Source organism: Myroides albus, from assembly GCF_009711045.1.
Lineage (GTDB): Bacteria > Bacteroidota > Bacteroidia > Flavobacteriales > Flavobacteriaceae > Flavobacterium > Flavobacterium album_A.
Genome location: NZ_WMJX01000026.1, coordinates 20,544 through 37,955 on the forward strand (window position 1 = coordinate 20,544; position 17,412 = coordinate 37,955).

Genomic DNA, 17,412 nt, shown 5'->3' on the forward strand with positions numbered 1-17,412 from the left:
GGTTTAAACCTCATAACGAACCTTAAACCTTCTTCTAATGTTATCTTTGCATACCTTTCATCTGTCCCATCATGCGCATCAAATTCTTTCCTTTTGCTCCTTGCATCATCTTCATCATTTTGCTCATTTGGTCAAACTGTTTCAGCAGTTGATTCACTTGTTGTATATCCGTACCGGATCCCTTAGCAATACGCGCTTTTCTCTTTGCATCTAAAATAGAAGGAGTAGAACGCTCTTTTGGTGTCATTGAGTGAATAATCGCTTCGATGTGTTTAAAAGCATCATCTTCAATTTCCACATCTTTCAGTGCTTTCCCCATTCCTGGTAACATCCCTACTAAGTCTTTCATGCTACCCATATTCTTCACTTGTTGAATCTGAGATAAGAAATCATCAAAACCAAACTCGTTTTTCGCAATTTTCTTCTGGATTTTACGCGCTTCTTCTTCATCATACTGAGCTTGTGCACGCTCAACTAAAGAGATAACGTCTCCCATCCCTAAGATACGATCAGCCATACGCTCTGGGTAGAAGATGTCAATTGCATCCATTTTCTCACCAGTACCGATGAACTTAATAGGTTTATTTACAACAGATTTAATTGATATTGCAGCCCCTCCACGAGTATCCCCGTCTAATTTAGTAAGAACTACTCCGTCAAAATTCAATCTATCGTTGAAAGCTTTTGCAGTGTTTACAGCATCCTGTCCTGTCATAGAATCCACAACGAATAAAGTTTCGTGTGGCGTAATAGCCTTGTGAATATTAGCTATTTCATTCATCATCTCCTCGTCTACAGCCAAACGTCCAGCCGTATCGACAATCACAACGTTAAACCCGTTTGACTTAGCATGTTTAATTGCGTTCTCAGCAATCTGAACAGGATTGTTATTTCCTTCTTCTGAATAAACCTCAATACCCAATTGCTCACCAACTACGTGCAACTGATTAATAGCTGCAGGACGGTATACGTCACACGCTACTAATAAAGGTTTTTTATTCTTTTTCGTTTTTAAGAAGTTAGCCAATTTACCAGAAAAAGTCGTTTTACCAGACCCTTGTAAACCAGACATCAAAATAACAGAAGGAGTACCTGATAAGTTGACACCAGCAGCCTCACCACCCATTAATTGAGTTAGTTCGTCTTTAACCACCTTAACCATTAATTGACCTGGTTGTAATGTAGTTAATACATCTTGTCCTAAGGCTTTTTCTTTTACTTTATTGGTAAAATCTTTGGCAATCTTAAAGTTAACGTCGGCATCTAATAGGGCTCTACGAACCTCTTTTAGAGTATCTGCAACGTTCACTTCTGTAATCTTGCCATGTCCTTTAAGGATATGAAAGGCTTTATCTAATTTATCACTTAAATTATCAAACATATCGGTATTATTTTAATACTTTGAGGTGCCAAAGATAGTATTTAACTTGTTAAGTCACAAAAAGCAAAAGCAGTAAAACTTATTTTTTTTAAATATTCTATCTAATTAATGCAATTCTCCTTACTGATGCAGTACTATTTAATGCGGAAACTACTTTGTGTTGTTTATTACTGTACATTAGTTCTGTACATAAAATCAAAAACATGAAACAATTCACAATATACATTGCCACACTAACTTTGGGGTTGATTAATACAGTATACAGTCAAGATCTACACCACAAAATTGATAGTATCCGCAACTTGCACAATGTTCCTGAAGTCGCCTACGCTATCGTGACAAAAGACGAGATCTTAACTGTAGATATTACAGGATTTCACAAGTTTGCAGAGCAAACAACTGCTACAGCGGCAAATATCAAAGATTACTTCCACCTGGGATCAAATTCTAAAGCCATAACGGGTTTTATTGCTGCAAACTTGGTAGAGCAAGGTAAGCTGTCTTGGCAAACGACCTTCTTTGATCTTTTCCCTGAGTTGAAAGACTCATCAAATACAGCTTATCACAAGGCCACGCTACAGGATTACTTATCACATAGATCCAAAGTTCACGCTTTTACAAGTGGAACAGAGCGCCTGACTTTGCCAATCTTTAAGGGCAATAAACAAGAACAAAGACAAGCATTTGCCAAACACGTATTGACCATGGATCCCATAGAAACTCAAGATGGATATACCTATTCAAATGCTGGTTATAGTATTGCTGCAACTATGTTAGAGAAAGTAAGCCAAAAATCTTGGGAAGAATTAGCTAAAGAAATTCTAACAAAAAAACTGGGGATTTCATTTGTAATTGGTTGGCCTAATCGCAATTTGGAGAACCAACCTTGGGGACACGCTATGCAATACGATGTATTAGAATCCGTACCTCCCACTTATAACTATGCACTCACACTGATCGAACCAGCAGGTGACCTCAGTATGAATATAGAAAACTATATCAAATACATTCAACTCAATTTGCAAGGGCTTTCAGGTCAAAGCAATGTATTATCTGCTAAAACATACGATTACATATTCAATTATAAGGAACGATATGCCATCGGATGGAATACACTCAAGAACGATACAATAAGCGTCTATGATCATGCTGGTTCTGATGGTACATTCTTTACCTATACTCAAATAGACGGTATCACCAATACAGCCTATATCATCATGGCAAACAGCGGTACTGCCAACGCTCAACAGGCTGTAATGAAAATAGTGCAAGCAATGAAGGAGGCTAATAAATAGGTATCCCTAAGCGCTAAAGATTACTCCTAAAAGAATATTTCACACTACAAATAAACATCTTTTAGGAGTTGTCTTTTAGTTCCACATCACTCCAAAACACCTATCTCCATTTTTATCACGCAAGTGTCTCAGATTTAGTTGATACATGCCCTATTGTATTAATAAGAGATACTTATTATTATGCTCCTTCGTTATTTTCCATTACAACACTTTTAGAATACTCTTTTGCTAAAGTGACAAAATCAACATATTTTAAAAACCGAACTACAACTTTTGGAACAAGATCTAAAGTGCTCAATTACCCCCACATAAAATCAACTAACACAAAACATTACTTCCCACCTATATTTACTCTCATTAATTTTATCCTTAATTTTGCAGTCAAATAAACAATAATATGTCTCCATTAGACTCTGCATTTAGAAGATTTCAATCCGATATAAAAAACATAGAATTACCCAAAAAATTCACTTATCCCTTTTACTATGAACCTCATCCTATTGCAATCCAAGCAGCTGAGGAATTGCAAAGAGAGTTGCATTCACATAATTTAATTAGCCCATTATTTGATAAAGCTAACTCGCAGTGTTTACCAACTGGTAAGATGTTTGGAGTTCTAATTGTAAAAAATCAATTAGGCGAGCTTGGTTACTTGGCTGGTTTTTCTGGTAAGTTAGGAACCCATACTGCTATAGATTGTTTTGTACCCCCTGTTTTTGACCTGTGGAATAAGGATGGTTTTTTTGTAAAAGAAGAAACTACCTTAAACAAAATAAACAAACAGATTGATGTTCTTGAACAGGATCGAGTTTACCAAGATGCAAAAGCGTTACTTTTATCACAAGTTGCTGAAGAAAAACAAGCTATTACAGCCAAAAAAGAAAACCTCAAATCCTTAAAAACACAGCGTAAAAAGATACGAGATCAACAAAGTGCAATTTTATCGGAAAGCGACTTTCAGTTGCTAAATGAAGATTTAATCAAACAAAGTCTAAGGGACAAACACGAATTAAAAGTACTAATGCTCTATTGGCAAGAGCAAATTGATCAGACCAAAGATATTATTCAAAATTTTGAACAGACTATTAATGCCTTAAAAGAAGAACGCAAACAAAAGTCAAATGCCCTTCAAACAAAGTTATTTCACCAATATCGATTTTTGAATAACAACGGACAAGAACAGGATTTACTGGATATATTCAAACAGACAGCTCTACAACAACCACCCGCTGCAGCTGGTGATTGTGCTGCGCCAAAACTTCTGCAGTATGCTTATCTAAAAGGGTATACTCCTATCTGTATGGCGGAGTTTTGGTGGGGAGATTCACCCAAGTCAGAGATACGCAAACACCAACACTTTTACCCTGCGTGTCGAGGCAAGTGCGAACCTATCTTAGGTCATATGTTACAAGGGTTAGAAGTTGATGATAACCCGCTTTTAATCAATCAATCTTTAAGCGAACCCATAGAAGTAGTATTCGAAGATGACTACTTTGCAATCGTCAATAAACCTAATGAATTTCTATCTGTTCCAGGCATTTATATCCAAGACTCTGTCTATGAACGCATGAAATTGAGATATCCCAATGCTACAGGACCACTAATCGTACATCGATTAGATATGGCTACATCGGGAATATTAATCATTGCAAAAGACAAGGATTCTCACAAAGCACTTCAAAGTCAATTCATCAAAAAAACGGTAGAAAAACGCTATGTAGCGCTACTCGATGGTACAATAGAAGGAGATCAAGGAATCATTGACTTACCTTTGAGAGTCGATTTAGACGATAGACCCAGACAAATGGTTTGCTATGAATACGGCAAAACTGCAAAGACAAAATGGGAAGTAATCGAACGAAAAGAAGGCAAAACCAAAGTGTACTTTTACCCTATTACAGGTCGTACACATCAGTTGAGAGTTCACGCCTCACACCCAGAAGGACTAAATACGCCAATTGTAGGAGATGACCTGTATGGTACCAAAGCAAATCGCCTGTATTTACATGCTGAAAGCATCACTTTCAGACATCCAAAGACTTATGAAGTGATTAGCTTTCAAGTAAAAGAAAAGTTCTAAACGAGAAGTTTTTGTTAACTTTACTAATCAAATAATATACTATGATGTCTGATAAACAGTCCCAATTACGCAAACACAAACGCATCGCTACTGGATTATTCTTCTTAATGGCAATTACCTACATCGCTATGGTTTACACCTTGAAAAACAGTCCTGCAGATTGGATGGGGTATGTGAAAGCGTTTTCTGAAGCGGCCATGGTAGGTGCATTAGCAGATTGGTTTGCAGTCACTGCACTCTTTCGACATCCTATGGGATTAAAAATTCCACATACTAATCTAATTGTCAATAGCAAAAACAAAATAGGAGATAATCTTGGAGACTTTGTAACAGATAATTTTTTAACTGCAGAAAATATTCGCCCTTATGTTGAAAAATTAGACATTGCCACCTTACTGGTAAATTGGCTTAGACAAGAACACAATCAAAAGATTGTTGAAAAGGAATGTAGGATTCTTGCCAAAAACATAGTCAATGACATAGATGATCAAAGTGTAGTAAACTTTTTCAGTAGCAAAGCACAACAAGGAATAGAGTCAATCCGAGTACAAAGTTTTATTGCTCAAGGCTTAATGTACGCCATTGAGAAAAAAGAACATCAACGATTATTAGATGTTATTTTGCCAAAAGCACAAATCTATGTAGAAGAACACAGAGAAGAAATCTACAATGCCATTATAGAGAAAAAACCGCTACTAAGTTTAGTTGGAGGTAAGGCAGTAACCAATCAGTTAGTCAACGGTATTCACACTTTCTTAGAAGACATAAACTCAAACCCCAATCACAAACTTCGCGGAGAAATAACAACTCGATTAGAAGTACTCGCAGCTGAAATAGACAGTCAAGAAAAATGGAAAATCAAGTTCCAAGAAATCCTTTCTCAATTCATTACTCCTGAAAGAATAGAATCTTATGTACAAGACTTTTGGTCTTCAACAAAAAGTTCAATAATAGAGCAATTAGAAACTGAAGGTTCAACCCTACAAAACTATATAAGCACGGCAATTCACAACATCGCAACTGACTTAGAACAGAACCAAGAGATGCAGTTAAAAATCAATAATTGGATCAAACACACGATTTACAAATTAGCACTTAAAAACACAAAAGAAGTAGGAGAGCTAATTCGAAACACGGTGGATCGCTGGGATGGTAGAGAATTAAGTGACAAACTGGAGTTAGAAGTAGGAAAAGATTTACAGTTTATCCGCATTAACGGTACACTGGTAGGAGGGCTTGTTGGTCTTGGGATTTACATTATTACGCATTTATTACTATAAGTAAATAAATCATCGTTAAAATTATACAAATCAAACATATTTTGACTGCTATAAAATGTCAAAAATAGAATCGTATTCACTAAATTTGGTAATATACCGGATCAAAAAAGAATCCGTTTAGAAGAACTCATACTGAAATCAGTAAGCAATTCTATATTCTCTATAATTAATTCAGAATATACTTAAGATTATTGTTTTTGATAATTCAGAAGGTTCACTCTTATTAAAATACAAAATATAACCAAGTTTTATTATTACAGATTACCGCCAAAAAAAGGAGAATAGTAGTATTCTCCTTTTTTATTTTTTCATATATCCTTTGTCTACTCTTTCTATTCCCATTTGATCTCGATAAGTTATAGTTACAGCATTAGGTTGCTCCTCTTCCATATCATCAAGGTAAACAGTAACTTCTTCTCCCAAGAAATTCTTTGGAAAAACAACATATTGATTTGCCATAGATCCTTCAGTAAACAAAGTACCCTGTCCAATAATTTCTTCTGGCTTCTCACTCAAATTTTGATTTATATTCCAATAAGACATTCGATAACTGCTGTCTTTCAGTTCGTCTATGCGAATGATTTTTCCTACAGATATGATATAAGCAATTGGTTCTTTAAACTGTTGAACCGATGTATGCAATCTCTTTTTATCTTGCGCTATCAACTTTTGTCTCCAAGATTCTTCAAAAGCCAACGAGTGATTAATTACCCTTATCCTTCCGTCTTCTGTTAACCACAAAGCACCATTGTCAAACATTGTACCACGCCAGCCTACTGTAGACCATTGAGACAAATCTGACTCGGCAATTTGTGCCATGAAATCAGCATCAAAAACTTGATCAAATCGAACTAAAAACTCTTTCTCATTTTCAATACTTGGAATTGGATAATGACGTGCTAATGGATAATCTATCTTCATGGCTATAGCCTCTTTATCACTGGATTGAAACAAAGCAATCAAATCTTGGATTTGCAAGACAGTAGCTTGAGATAAATCGTTACTTTGGGCGTGAAGTGTTGTGGATAATCCCAGCAACAGAAATACAATAAACTTATTCACTATCAACAAATTTAGGCAGAGGTAATAAAGCGATTTCTCATTTGATCCGTTAGCAATTTAATCACTTGAGGATTATCTGAAGTAGTACGCAAATAATCAAAATAGGCAAGTAATTCTCTCTTTCTTTGCTCAGATAAACGGATATTTGCAGTGCTTAAATAAGTATCAAACGAAATATGTGCTGCGCATAGATAATCAAAAAGGTAATCACTTCCCCCTCTTTCTAATAATTCTTGCGCTAACAAATGGTAATTTTTATAAACACAAAAGTTTAATTTAGTAACCTGTCCTAAGGTGATAAACAATTCGCGCACAAGAGATAAATCTACTTTCTCTAACTGTACACAAACAGCCTCTGCAATTTGCAAACGAAAAAAGTGATTCTCATCTTTGAACTTCGCTCCATACTTACCATTCCAATCCAAACTCAACCAATCGCTATCTGCTATAGTATAATTCAAAATAAACTCCTGAAAATCAACACTTGTCATTTGCATATCCATACTCTTTTTAAACTTTTTCTTCAGGTTTAAAAATACAATTAATAAACTGTATAGCCCCAGATAAACTACACTATTTAAAAACTAAAACTACTATTTCACTAATGATTAATTACTGCTAATTTATACACACATAAAGTGAAAACAACTGCCTTTTTTAACACTAATTCAATTATATCTATCAACTGTAGAAAATAACAATAGTTGGTTCACCTCAGCACCTACAACCGTAAATACTCATTAAGGTAAAACCAACTATATATGCCGCGTGTTAATCTAAACTACTTCGATATCGAGAACAGTGCGCTTCGGTTGTGTTTCAGACCATTTCTTTTGACAAAGCCATTTGCTGTCTTCTTCCAGGCCTTGTATTGTATGTCCATCTTCAATTACGTCACCTGCTTGCATAATATAATATGCATAGTCCCATAATCTACCAGCTATTGCATTAAGGTTTTCCTCCTCATCAAAGAAAATTTCGAAATCACTCATCCCTAAACTATGCAAGCCAATGGTATCCATCAAAAACTGCTTGTATTCAGGGTTTTCTATATTAAATAATCGAACATTTACAAGAAGGTCTAATCCGACGTAATTCGGATCTAAGCAATCATGAGCAAACACTTCAGGATCGATTAGCTTTTCTCCATGGATAGAAACCAATACTTCTGGTTTAGAAACCTTAATAAGCGCTAATAACATTTGTTGGATTAATACAATGCGCACTCTTGGTTCTAAACCTCTACTCATAAAATCACTGATTGACAAGGCATAATGACATTCGCGCTCTACGGTGGCAGCTTCATTCCAATGCCAGTTTTGCTGAAAAAAAGTATCTTGTAATTCTGAGCGCTTGTCCTTTTCACCTTCCATGACAACACATTGTGCTGGCCCCTTCTTATCTTCAAACTCTACTTCAATTTCAGGAAAGATAAAAACATGTGCTCCTGGATCAAACTCAACTGAAGGGTAAACTTGCTGCAATGCAACTAAAACTGCCTGGTAATCTATATTTGGTTGTTCCTTATATAATAACTGAAACATTAACATTTTCGGGCTATTACCCAATTTCTTACTACCCATATCTATTAAATTTATTCGTTAACGTCTATTATTGTCTCTAAAGTCTAAAGTTACAGAATATCATTAGTAAAGGCATGGCAATATTCAATAATTTCATTCATTTTACTCCTACAATCAAAAAAAGGTATGTGTTATTTACACATACCTTTCTCTATAACTATTCGCTCTATTTGCTATTTCAATTTCGAAATCAGTTCATCTAATGACAATACAATTTGCTCACCAGAGGCTAATTCTTTTAATGCAAACTTCTTATCCATCATTTCTTGACTTCCTACTAATACAACAAATGGAATACCCTTCTTATCTGCAAACTGAAATTGTTTACCCATTTTTGCTTTATCAGGATACAACTCCGTTTTCACTCCAGCAGCTCTCAATGCCATAATAGCACTCATAGAATAACTCATCTCCTCTTCACCCATATTCAAGAACAATACTTTCGAAGCCGTACTAACTGTTTCTGGGAATAGATTCATTTCTTCCATTACAAGGTAAATTCGATCTAACCCGAAAGAAATACCAACGCCACTCATGTCTTTTAACCCAAATATTCCAGTAAGATCATCGTAGCGACCTCCTCCTCCTATAGATCCCATCTGAACAGATTCAGGCGCTCCAATCTCGAATATCGCACCAGTATAATAGTTTAATCCACGCGCCAATGTAACATCTAAGTTTAGGATAGCCGTTTGCAGGCCAACTTTTTCTACTTCTTTTCCGACAAAAGCAAGTTCTTCTACTCCCTTCAGTCCTTCTTCAGAAGTAGCTAACATCACTCTCAATTTATCCAATTTTTCTTCGAATGTTCCAGTGAAGTTAAATAGTGCCTGTACCTTTGCTATCGATTCTGCAGTGATTCCCTTTTCTATCATCTCTGCCTTTACACCATCTTCTCCTATTTTATCTAACTTATCTAGAGCAACAGTAAAATCGATCAACTTATCACTCGCATCTATTACTTCTGCAATACCTGCTAATATCTTGCGGTTATTAAGTTTGATAGTCACCCCATGTACTCCTAAAGCAGTAAACACATTGTCATATAACAATACAAACTCAACTTCTTGCCATAAAGACTTTGATCCAATAACGTCTGCATCACATTGATAAAACTCTCTAAATCTACCTTTTTGTGGACGGTCTGCACGCCATACTGGTTGCATTTGATAACGCTTAAATGGAAAGTCTATCTCATTTTGGTGCATGACCACATAACGAGCAAAAGGCACTGTCAAATCATAACGCAAAGCTTTCTCTGAAATTTGATTTGTCAATTTCAAACTGTTCTTACTCTCTAATACAGTTTCATCTACCTTGCTCAGATAATCACCTGAATTAAGTATCTTAAAAATTAATCGGTCACCCTCCTCACCATACTTACCTAATAAGGTATCAAGGTTCTCGAAAGAAGGAGTCTCGATGGGATGGAATCCAAATTTCTCAAATCCGTGTCGTATCGTTTGCATAATATATTGTCTTCTTGCTACTTCACTCGGAGAAAAGTCTCTCGTCCCTTTTGGAATCCCAGGTTTCTTTGCCATCTTTAATTAATTTTTAGTGATTTAATTTAACATCACAAAAGTACATCTTTTTTTAAAATGAAGTCAACTACTGATATCTTATCTTTCAATCGGCAGGAATTGATATAAAAGGAGCTGTTGATTGTGATTTTTTAGTTATTTTTACTAAAACCTTACAGCTGATAGTCAAGTAAAACTATGTGGAAAATAGCCTTAGAAAACACGAAAATTGCCATTATGAGTATTCGAAGTCAATTACTTCGTACCTGTATTACCGTTTTCATTATTGCTATTGGAATATGGGCTTTGGTGGGAATCTTATCTGTAGTATCAGCTTTGAGAAACACCATACTTGAAGACTTTAGCTCTATGGGAGCAAATACATTCTCTATCAGTCAGTACGACATGGCGGGAAAAATGGCTAAGAATAAATCAACTGCAAAGTCAAATCCCATCATTACTTATGATCAAGCAAGAAAATTTAAAGAAGAATATCAATATCCCTTCTCTGTAACCTCGCTTTCTTTTACGGCAGCCACCAATATTGAAGTTAAAAAAGATGAAGTAAAAACTGATCCAGAAATTTCAATTATTGGGTGCGATGAAAACTACTTACCCAATAGCGGATTAAAAGTAGAACAAGGAAGGAATTTAAGTTATACAGATATTAAAAACGACCATTATGTATGTGTTGTGGGTTCTGACTTCTCCAAAAAGATGTTCAAAGACTACAATCCTATAAATCAGATTATATCTATTCGCGGGTACAAGTTTAAGGTTATTGGCATTCTAAAAGAACAAGGAAGTACCTTCGGAAACAATGAAGATCAACGTGTATTTATTCCTATTCAGATTGCTCGTTCTATTTTCAATGCAGCTGATATAAACTATACCATAAAGGTTTCTATCATGCAAGAGGGACACTTAAATACTTCAATAGACCAAGCAATTATTGATTTTAGAAATATACGTCGACTCACTCCTGCTCATACCTCTGATTTTGGGATCGAGCGAAGTGATGATATGCTCCGCTCAATGATCAAACAAACAGAAATGCTCAATCTTGCTGCCTGGTTAATAGGACTAATCACTATTTTAGGTTCTTCGATTGCTTTGATGAATATTATGTTGGTATCTGTGACTGAACGCACACGCGAAATAGGTGTAAGAAAAGCATTGGGAGCTAAGCGAAAAACGATTGCCCAACAATTCTTTACAGAGACAGTCATTATAGGTCAACTTGGGGGAATACTTGGAACAGTGTTAGGTATTTTGACGGCTTATGGGTTGTCTTCCTTAATGCATTTTACCTTCACTATTCCGTGGAGTGCAATCTTGTCTGCATTCATTACAACCTTTATAGTGGCCGTTTTATCAGGTCTTTATCCTGCATTGAAAGCTTCCAAACTCGATCCTGTAGAAGCATTGAGATATGAATAAGCAGTTGACAATGTAGTATAAAGGCTTACAAATTGAATCCCTAAACTTAAACACTTAAAATAATACACTATGTTAACAGCAGATTTCAGTATTGTCTTGTTTATCAGTTGTGCTCTTTTCACCTTGTTCTTTGTATTTAAAAACTTTCTATCTACTGCTGGACTTGTATTTTTACTCTCGATAAGTACTGTTTTAATAGATAATCACGAAATTAGATTAGCATTACTAATATTTTTGAATACACTAAGTTTATATATGTGTAGAATTAAAGCAATGAAAATAGAATTAAAGTATGAAACAATTCTAAATTTCCCTGTAATACTGATTATCTTTTCACTTACTACTTTATTTACAGCAATAGATAACGATTTTACATTTAGTCTAATGGATATACTTACGGTTATTTTATTGGGAGCTACCTTCTCTTTCTTTTTAGTATTAATTATAATCTGTATATTTCAAGTAGGATACACAGTCTATATATGTAATAAATTCCCTATGCAATCGATTACTTCACTTGAGATTTCAAATTTAGAGCGAAGTGGAGGTGGTTCTTCTCCTCCCTTTTTCTACGCTAATTTTAAAATCAATAAAAAAGTTAAGATAGATTGTATAACTATAGATGGGATTAATTACAGTAAAGCAAAGCTTGGGCATAAGCTAAATATGACTAAGTATAAGACGGATGGGAAAGAAAACTTCGTCTTATTCTAATTTAAAATATTCCCTTTTCTGTATATTCTCTAATTAATTTACAGCCTTCAGCTAACCTAATAATACTGCTCTAAGTTAAACCCTAACACAGCATTATACTTTAGATACTGATCATCAATAGTCGCTCTAAGCTCTATCACTTCTTTCGTAATTGGATGGGTGAATTTTAATTCTAATGCGTGTAATAACATCGCCATTAGCCCATAGCGATCAAGCCACATCTTATTCTGCTTATTACATCCATGAGGACGACTACCTAAAATCGGATGAAAGATATGCTTGAAGTGCTTGCGCAATTGATGCTGTCTACCTGTCTCGGGATAAGCTTCAACCAATGAATAACGAGAAGTAAGGTGGTTGCCAAAAGGTATATCTACCTCAACTCTTTGTAGTGTTTTATAATACGTCTTTGCTTCTTGCTCTTGTCCTGCATCATTAGTTAAAGCATAATCGATCAGCTCTTCGTCTTTGGTATATCCACGTACAATGGCAATGTATTTCTTCTCAACTTTACGAGTAGCAAAATCATCATTGAGCTGCTTTAAAATCTCTTTATCCAAAGCAAATAACAAAACGCCTGATGTCTTTCTGTCTAAGCGGTGAACAGGATAAACGTATTGCCCTATCTGATCTCTCAATATCTGGATGGCGTATTCTTGAATATCACTTGCTATAAAAGATTTGTGTACCAGTAAATCTCTCGGTTTATTTATAGCTACAATATATTGGTCTTGGTAAAGTATTTCTAACATGGATGCAAAGATAAATAAGTTTAGTTACTGACGAGTAATTGTAAAAAAGGCAACCTATCAAAAATTGCCTTTTCCAAAAAAATTATTTAAGATATAAACATAGATTATATAAGAAATAACCTATACCATTTGCAGTTTTATACTATTAATAAAACCTTGTTGTTGTAACTTTCTGTGCTCTATTGTTAAATAGCTGGTATCTCATGAAGACTTCATGCGACCCTGAATTTGTTTTTCTCAAGGAAGTAGTGTCCGCATCGTAGCTGTATCCAATCATTAAATTGTTGTTGATTTGAAACCCTACTAATCCACTTATAGCTGCATCCCAGCGATATGCTGCTCCAAGAGTAAATCGATTAAAAAACAAAACATTAGCTGTTAAATCTACTTGCAATGGAGATCCTTGAACTCCTTTAATTAAAACTGCCGGTTTAACTCTAACCTCATCACTTACATCAAATATATATCCTCCTGTTAAATACAAATGCGTCTTTTTTCGCACTGTTGTAATTTCCTCGTTATCATCATAAACATAGGTAGATAGCAAGGTAGGTGCAGAAATACCAATATATGCCCTATCTGAATAAACCATAATACCGACACCAACATTAGGTCTAAACTTATTGTTGATATTACTCTGTAAAAGAGGATCCTCCGGTTTAAATGCTTTTAATTTAGTATAATCTACATTCAAAAAATTAGCTTGCCCCTTGATACCAAAAGCAAGGTTATACTGATAATCTAAAGCAATAGTATATCCGAAATCTAAGGAAATTGTATTTTCTTCCATCGCCCCTATTCTATCATTGACAAAATTAATCCCCCCAGATAGACCGTTGCTTCCCAAAGGGCTATTCAATGAAAAATTCGATGTTTTCGGAGCTCCTTCAAGTCCTACCCATTGCGATCTATACTGACCATAAATGGTTAAGTAATCGACAGTTCCAACATAAGCAGGGTTAATAACAGCGTGATTATACATATACTGCGTATACTGTGGGTCTTGTTGAGCAAACAATAGATTAGTTAAAAGGAAAAGATAAGCACTAAATAATATTTTTATAATTGACTTCATTGTATTGATGTATTGGATCCTTAATTACTTTCTAAGTGTAAATAGCCACTTTTCTTAATTACCTCACTACCAGTAGCAGTAGGTACCTCGTATTTCAGTAAGTAATAATATGTTCCTGAAGGCAAAGCTTCATTCTTGGAAGTTGTTCCTTTTCCTTCCGAATATCCTCTAAAGACATTATTATTGCTATCGTAATTGGTTGTACGATAAACTAAGCTTCCCCATCTATTAAAGATTTCCACAGTATTATTAGGAAACTTATTGATATTCAAAATTCTAAAATACTCGTTGTATTCCCCTCCACTATTAACAAAATTGTAGATGACAATATCTCCATCGTCCAATATTTCTTTCTTAATAGAAGCTAATGTAAAGAAGCCATAACCTTTTACTGTTGAAATTGTTGAAACCTCTTTAGAATCAAGGTCCACAATACCTCCTTCATCTACCCACATCTGTTTAGCAGTATCCCATCTCACAACGTGTAAAGTTTCTGCAGGATTCTCTAAGACTTTCTCCAATGTTGTATCTGCCCAACTAAGAGTTACTACAACGGAACTTTTGGTATTATCTATTGCTTCTACAAGCCAATACTCATTAGTATTAAGCGTTTCAATCACACTTGATTTCGCTGTTCTCGCTTTAAAGAATGCAGCGTCTTTTAATGTATAAGCACTTTGAAATACGTCTTTTAATCCCTGTGGTGCAGTAATTTTAGAATATCTAAACTTTCCTTTATTTCCCACAGGAAACACAAATTCTTCACGCCCTTCTTTCTCCACTCTTCCATCAATATAACTTTTATCTGAAGCATTGCTCCACTTACTTTTTTCCAAAAACGTAATACCACCGCCGTGTAGTGAATCAACCTTTACAATCCCACTTTTAAAGTCAACATTTCCCTGTATGCTAATATCGTTTAGTACAGCAAAAGCTTCTTTATTCGATTTAGGACTATCAAACACTACATCGTTAAACTCTATAACTCCATTTCCACTAATGAATTGTTTGTCCTTTTTAGTATCATTTGGTGTGAAAACAACTTTTGCAGTAGTTACATTAGGAGAAGAATAAAACAAATTATCATTGACAAAGTTACCTTGGTAGTAAATAGTTCCATCTGTTTTAAAGTTTGCTTCCTCTTTATTAAAAAAATCTCCCTCAACAGATACAACTTCATTGGAACTTACATGGAAGACCCCTTCATTTACAAAAGTTGCCTTTTCTTGAGCAAAAAGACTCTCTCCCCAAAATAACAAGAGCCCCATTAATATTGCAAAAACATTTTTTCTCATCTAATTATAATTGTTTTTGTAGAAAAACTTATCGGCAAAAAGAGAATAATTACAAGGTAAAATACTTGTTATCTTCTATTTTAATATAGCAGATATGTGAATTTCATAATTTATGTTAATCAACTTTTTCTGTATTAACAACTTTTGTGCCTAAATGAATGACTTTCAATTTTTTTATAGATAATTTAAGTTTAAGACTAAGCCAACACACTATGATAAACAATCATTAAAAGGCTTGCTATTTACCTTTAACGTTATATATACTTATTTAACTACCAATTCTCCCCAAAAGCCTTTCGCATAAAAAAATATTTACTTTCAACCTCTTTCCTAATTCTTGAGAATAAATAATATATTTTTGTTGCTTGCAAAGCAAACAGAAGTTCTTAGAGTACAAGTTACTTACCAGAGCTAACCTGCTGACTTAAAATTTTCAAACAATAGTTCACTTGATCACCTATGTCTGATAAAGCCTTGATATCTAAATCCAAAACCTCAATTATAGGTTTACTTAAACAATCTTTCTCGAATGAAAGCTTTGATTTGACAAATATGTCCATCAACAGAGCTGTTTTTTTACTGGCTATTCCGATGATGTTTGAAATGCTGATGGAATCGGTATTTGCCTTAGTCGACTTGTATTTTGTTGGCCATTTAGAACAAAGTGCTTACGCCATACAAAGTGTGGGACTTACGGAATCCTTACTCTCGATAATTTACGCGATATGTATTGGTATAAGTATGGCTGCAACGGCAATTGTAGCACGAAGAATTGGAGAAAAGGACAAAGTAAAAGCCTCGCAAAATGCTGCCCAAGCAATTAGTATTTCCATTGTAATAACAATTATTCTGAGCGTTTTAGGCTTTGTATACGCAAAAGAGTGGCTCTTGTGGATGGGAGCTTCGGAGGCCTCCGCAGAATACGGCTATGTATATACACGTATACTACTTGTCAGTAGTATCTCAATTATGTTGTTATTTTTAATCAACGGTATCTTCAGAGGAGCAGGAAATGCAGCTGTTGCGATGAAAAGCTTATGGTTTGGAAATATATTCAATATTATCTTGTGTCCTATTATGGTAAGAGGATGGTGGATATTTCCTGAAATGGGATTAGAAGGTGCAGCGTATTCAACAGCTATTGGTAGAAGTATGGGGGTGGCTTATCAAATCTATTACCTAACTCGAAAAGATTCTCTCATTCAGCTAAAATGGGTCTATTTTAAGGTACAATGGCAGATGATATGGAATATCATTAAAATAGCAGTTCCAGGTATGATTCAATATATGATATCCACTTGTAGTTGGGTTATTTTAGCGCGAATAGTTGCTCAAAGTGGTGGGGAGATAGGTTCTTCTGGATTCCTGACCTGTCTAAGGCTATTAGTGTTCTTTATCTTACCTGCATGGGGGTTGAGTAATGCCGCTTCAACTCTCGTTGGCCAAAACCTTGGAGATCTCAATCCTGATAAAGCTTATAAGTCGGTTATTGCTACCTTAAAATACAATATTATCTATATGGCTATTGTGACTGTTATCTTCTTTACTATGGCCGAATTATTAGCCTCTTTCTTTACGACTAATGAAGATATTAAAGCTGTGGCAAAACAAGCGATGTACATTGGCGCATCAGGTTTTATCGTATATGGTATAGGAATGACATTAATGAATGCCTTTAATGGTGCTGGAGATACTATTACCCCAACAATCATCAATATTATTGGCTTTTGGTTATTTCAAATTCCGTTAGCATATGCTCTAACTTACTACTTCAATATGGGACCCACAGGATCCTTTATAGCTATTCCCGCAGCAGAAATTCTTATCGCGATATTAGCTTTTGCTTTGTTTAAACGCGGCAAGTGGAAACTCAAAAAAGTATAAACACAAAATGAGGCTGTCTAAAAAGCCTAAAAAACAAAACCCCGTCTA

At 35.0% G+C, this 17,412-nt stretch carries 14 protein-coding genes; 6 read left to right on the forward strand and 8 right to left on the reverse strand.

What is annotated here, in order from left to right:
• Positions 1–40: 40 nt before the first annotated feature.
• Positions 41–1,381: a signal recognition particle protein gene (ffh, locus tag GJV76_RS11270; protein ID WP_155092721.1), complete on the reverse strand. Its 1,341-nt coding sequence runs from the start codon at positions 1,379–1,381 to the stop codon at positions 41–43.
• A 203-nt stretch (positions 1,382–1,584) separates the two neighbouring features.
• On the opposite strand from ffh, the gene GJV76_RS11275 reads away from it, so the two are divergent.
• The 3 genes from GJV76_RS11275 (at position 1,585) to GJV76_RS11285 (ending at position 6,036) form a co-directional block, all read left to right on the forward strand.
• Positions 1,585–2,676 (forward strand): serine hydrolase domain-containing protein, encoded by a 1,092-nt coding sequence (locus tag GJV76_RS11275; protein WP_155092722.1) that lies wholly within the window; start codon positions 1,585–1,587, stop codon positions 2,674–2,676.
• A gap of 397 nt (positions 2,677–3,073) precedes the next feature.
• On the forward strand, positions 3,074–4,756 hold the full coding sequence (locus tag GJV76_RS11280) for an RluA family pseudouridine synthase (protein WP_155092723.1): 1,683 nt from the start codon (positions 3,074–3,076) through the stop codon (positions 4,754–4,756).
• 44 nt (positions 4,757–4,800) lie between these two features.
• On the forward strand, positions 4,801–6,036 hold the full coding sequence (locus GJV76_RS11285; protein ID WP_155092734.1) for a DUF445 domain-containing protein: 1,236 nt from the start codon (positions 4,801–4,803) through the stop codon (positions 6,034–6,036).
• Between the two features lie 300 nt (positions 6,037–6,336).
• Here GJV76_RS11285 and GJV76_RS11290 read toward each other — a convergent pair whose 3' ends face one another.
• From GJV76_RS11290 to hisS, 4 genes are all read right to left on the reverse strand, one after another.
• Entirely contained in the window at positions 6,337–7,098 is a 762-nt protein-coding gene (locus GJV76_RS11290; protein WP_155092724.1) for a hypothetical protein, read from the reverse strand.
• An 11-nt stretch (positions 7,099–7,109) separates the two neighbouring features.
• Positions 7,110–7,595 (reverse strand): hypothetical protein, encoded by a 486-nt coding sequence (locus tag GJV76_RS11295; RefSeq protein WP_155092725.1) that lies wholly within the window; start codon positions 7,593–7,595, stop codon positions 7,110–7,112.
• A 279-nt stretch (positions 7,596–7,874) separates the two neighbouring features.
• Complete coding sequence (locus tag GJV76_RS11300) at positions 7,875–8,681, reverse strand: DUF4261 domain-containing protein (protein ID WP_155092726.1); 807 nt, start codon at positions 8,679–8,681, stop codon at positions 7,875–7,877.
• A 173-nt stretch (positions 8,682–8,854) separates the two neighbouring features.
• Positions 8,855–10,225, reverse strand: coding sequence for a histidine--tRNA ligase (gene hisS, locus GJV76_RS11305; RefSeq protein ID WP_155092727.1), 1,371 nt, complete (start codon positions 10,223–10,225; stop codon positions 8,855–8,857).
• A 177-nt stretch (positions 10,226–10,402) separates the two neighbouring features.
• Here hisS and GJV76_RS11310 point away from each other — a divergent pair, with 177 nt between their 5' ends.
• Both GJV76_RS11310 and GJV76_RS11315 read left to right on the forward strand, forming a co-directional pair.
• Positions 10,403–11,644 (forward strand): ABC transporter permease, encoded by a 1,242-nt coding sequence (locus GJV76_RS11310; protein ID WP_155092728.1) that lies wholly within the window; start codon positions 10,403–10,405, stop codon positions 11,642–11,644.
• Positions 11,645–11,713: 69 nt separating this feature from the next.
• Positions 11,714–12,358: a hypothetical protein gene (locus tag GJV76_RS11315; RefSeq protein ID WP_155092729.1), complete on the forward strand. Its 645-nt coding sequence runs from the start codon at positions 11,714–11,716 to the stop codon at positions 12,356–12,358.
• Between the two features lie 56 nt (positions 12,359–12,414).
• Here the strand turns inward: GJV76_RS11315 and GJV76_RS11320 are convergent, their stop codons facing one another.
• The 3 genes from GJV76_RS11320 to GJV76_RS11330 all read right to left on the reverse strand — a co-directional run bounded on the left by GJV76_RS11320 (position 12,415) and on the right by GJV76_RS11330 (position 15,480).
• Entirely contained in the window at positions 12,415–13,110 is a 696-nt protein-coding gene (locus tag GJV76_RS11320; protein WP_155092730.1) for a pseudouridine synthase, read from the reverse strand.
• Between the two features lie 145 nt (positions 13,111–13,255).
• The gene (locus tag GJV76_RS11325) at positions 13,256–14,194 is read right to left on the reverse strand and encodes a PorP/SprF family type IX secretion system membrane protein (protein WP_373425583.1); all 939 of its coding nucleotides are present in this window, start codon (positions 14,192–14,194) and stop codon (positions 13,256–13,258) included.
• Between the two features lie 11 nt (positions 14,195–14,205).
• Positions 14,206–15,480: a gliding motility-associated C-terminal domain-containing protein gene (locus tag GJV76_RS11330; RefSeq protein WP_155092732.1), complete on the reverse strand. Its 1,275-nt coding sequence runs from the start codon at positions 15,478–15,480 to the stop codon at positions 14,206–14,208.
• 459 nt (positions 15,481–15,939) lie between these two features.
• Here GJV76_RS11330 and GJV76_RS11335 point away from each other — a divergent pair, with 459 nt between their 5' ends.
• A complete protein-coding gene (locus GJV76_RS11335) occupies positions 15,940–17,364 on the forward strand; it encodes an MATE family efflux transporter (protein ID WP_155092733.1) in 1,425 nt (474 codons plus the stop codon).
• The last annotated feature ends 48 nt before the right edge of the window (positions 17,365–17,412 follow it).

Excerpts from the sequence above, each read along its gene's own strand:
- GJV76_RS11330 (WP_155092732.1), bottom strand. The coding sequence starts at position 15,480 with ATGAGAAAAAATGTTTTTGCAATATTAATGGGGCTCTTGTTATTTTGG.
- GJV76_RS11285 (WP_155092734.1), top strand. The coding sequence starts at position 4,801 with ATGTCTGATAAACAGTCCCAATTACGCAAACACAAACGCATCGCTACT.
- GJV76_RS11310 (WP_155092728.1), top strand. The coding sequence starts at position 10,403 with ATGTGGAAAATAGCCTTAGAAAACACGAAAATTGCCATTATGAGTATT.
- GJV76_RS11300 (WP_155092726.1), bottom strand. The coding sequence starts at position 8,681 with ATGGGTAGTAAGAAATTGGGTAATAGCCCGAAAATGTTAATGTTTCAG.
- GJV76_RS11315 (WP_155092729.1), top strand. The coding sequence starts at position 11,714 with ATGTTAACAGCAGATTTCAGTATTGTCTTGTTTATCAGTTGTGCTCTT.
- GJV76_RS11320 (WP_155092730.1), bottom strand. The coding sequence starts at position 13,110 with ATGTTAGAAATACTTTACCAAGACCAATATATTGTAGCTATAAATAAA.
- GJV76_RS11295 (WP_155092725.1), bottom strand. The coding sequence starts at position 7,595 with ATGCAAATGACAAGTGTTGATTTTCAGGAGTTTATTTTGAATTATACT.
- ffh (WP_155092721.1), bottom strand. The coding sequence starts at position 1,381 with ATGTTTGATAATTTAAGTGATAAATTAGATAAAGCCTTTCATATCCTT.
- GJV76_RS11335 (WP_155092733.1), top strand. The coding sequence starts at position 15,940 with ATGTCTGATAAAGCCTTGATATCTAAATCCAAAACCTCAATTATAGGT.
- hisS (WP_155092727.1), bottom strand. The coding sequence starts at position 10,225 with ATGGCAAAGAAACCTGGGATTCCAAAAGGGACGAGAGACTTTTCTCCG.
- GJV76_RS11280 (WP_155092723.1), top strand. The coding sequence starts at position 3,074 with ATGTCTCCATTAGACTCTGCATTTAGAAGATTTCAATCCGATATAAAA.
- GJV76_RS11275 (WP_155092722.1), top strand. The coding sequence starts at position 1,585 with ATGAAACAATTCACAATATACATTGCCACACTAACTTTGGGGTTGATT.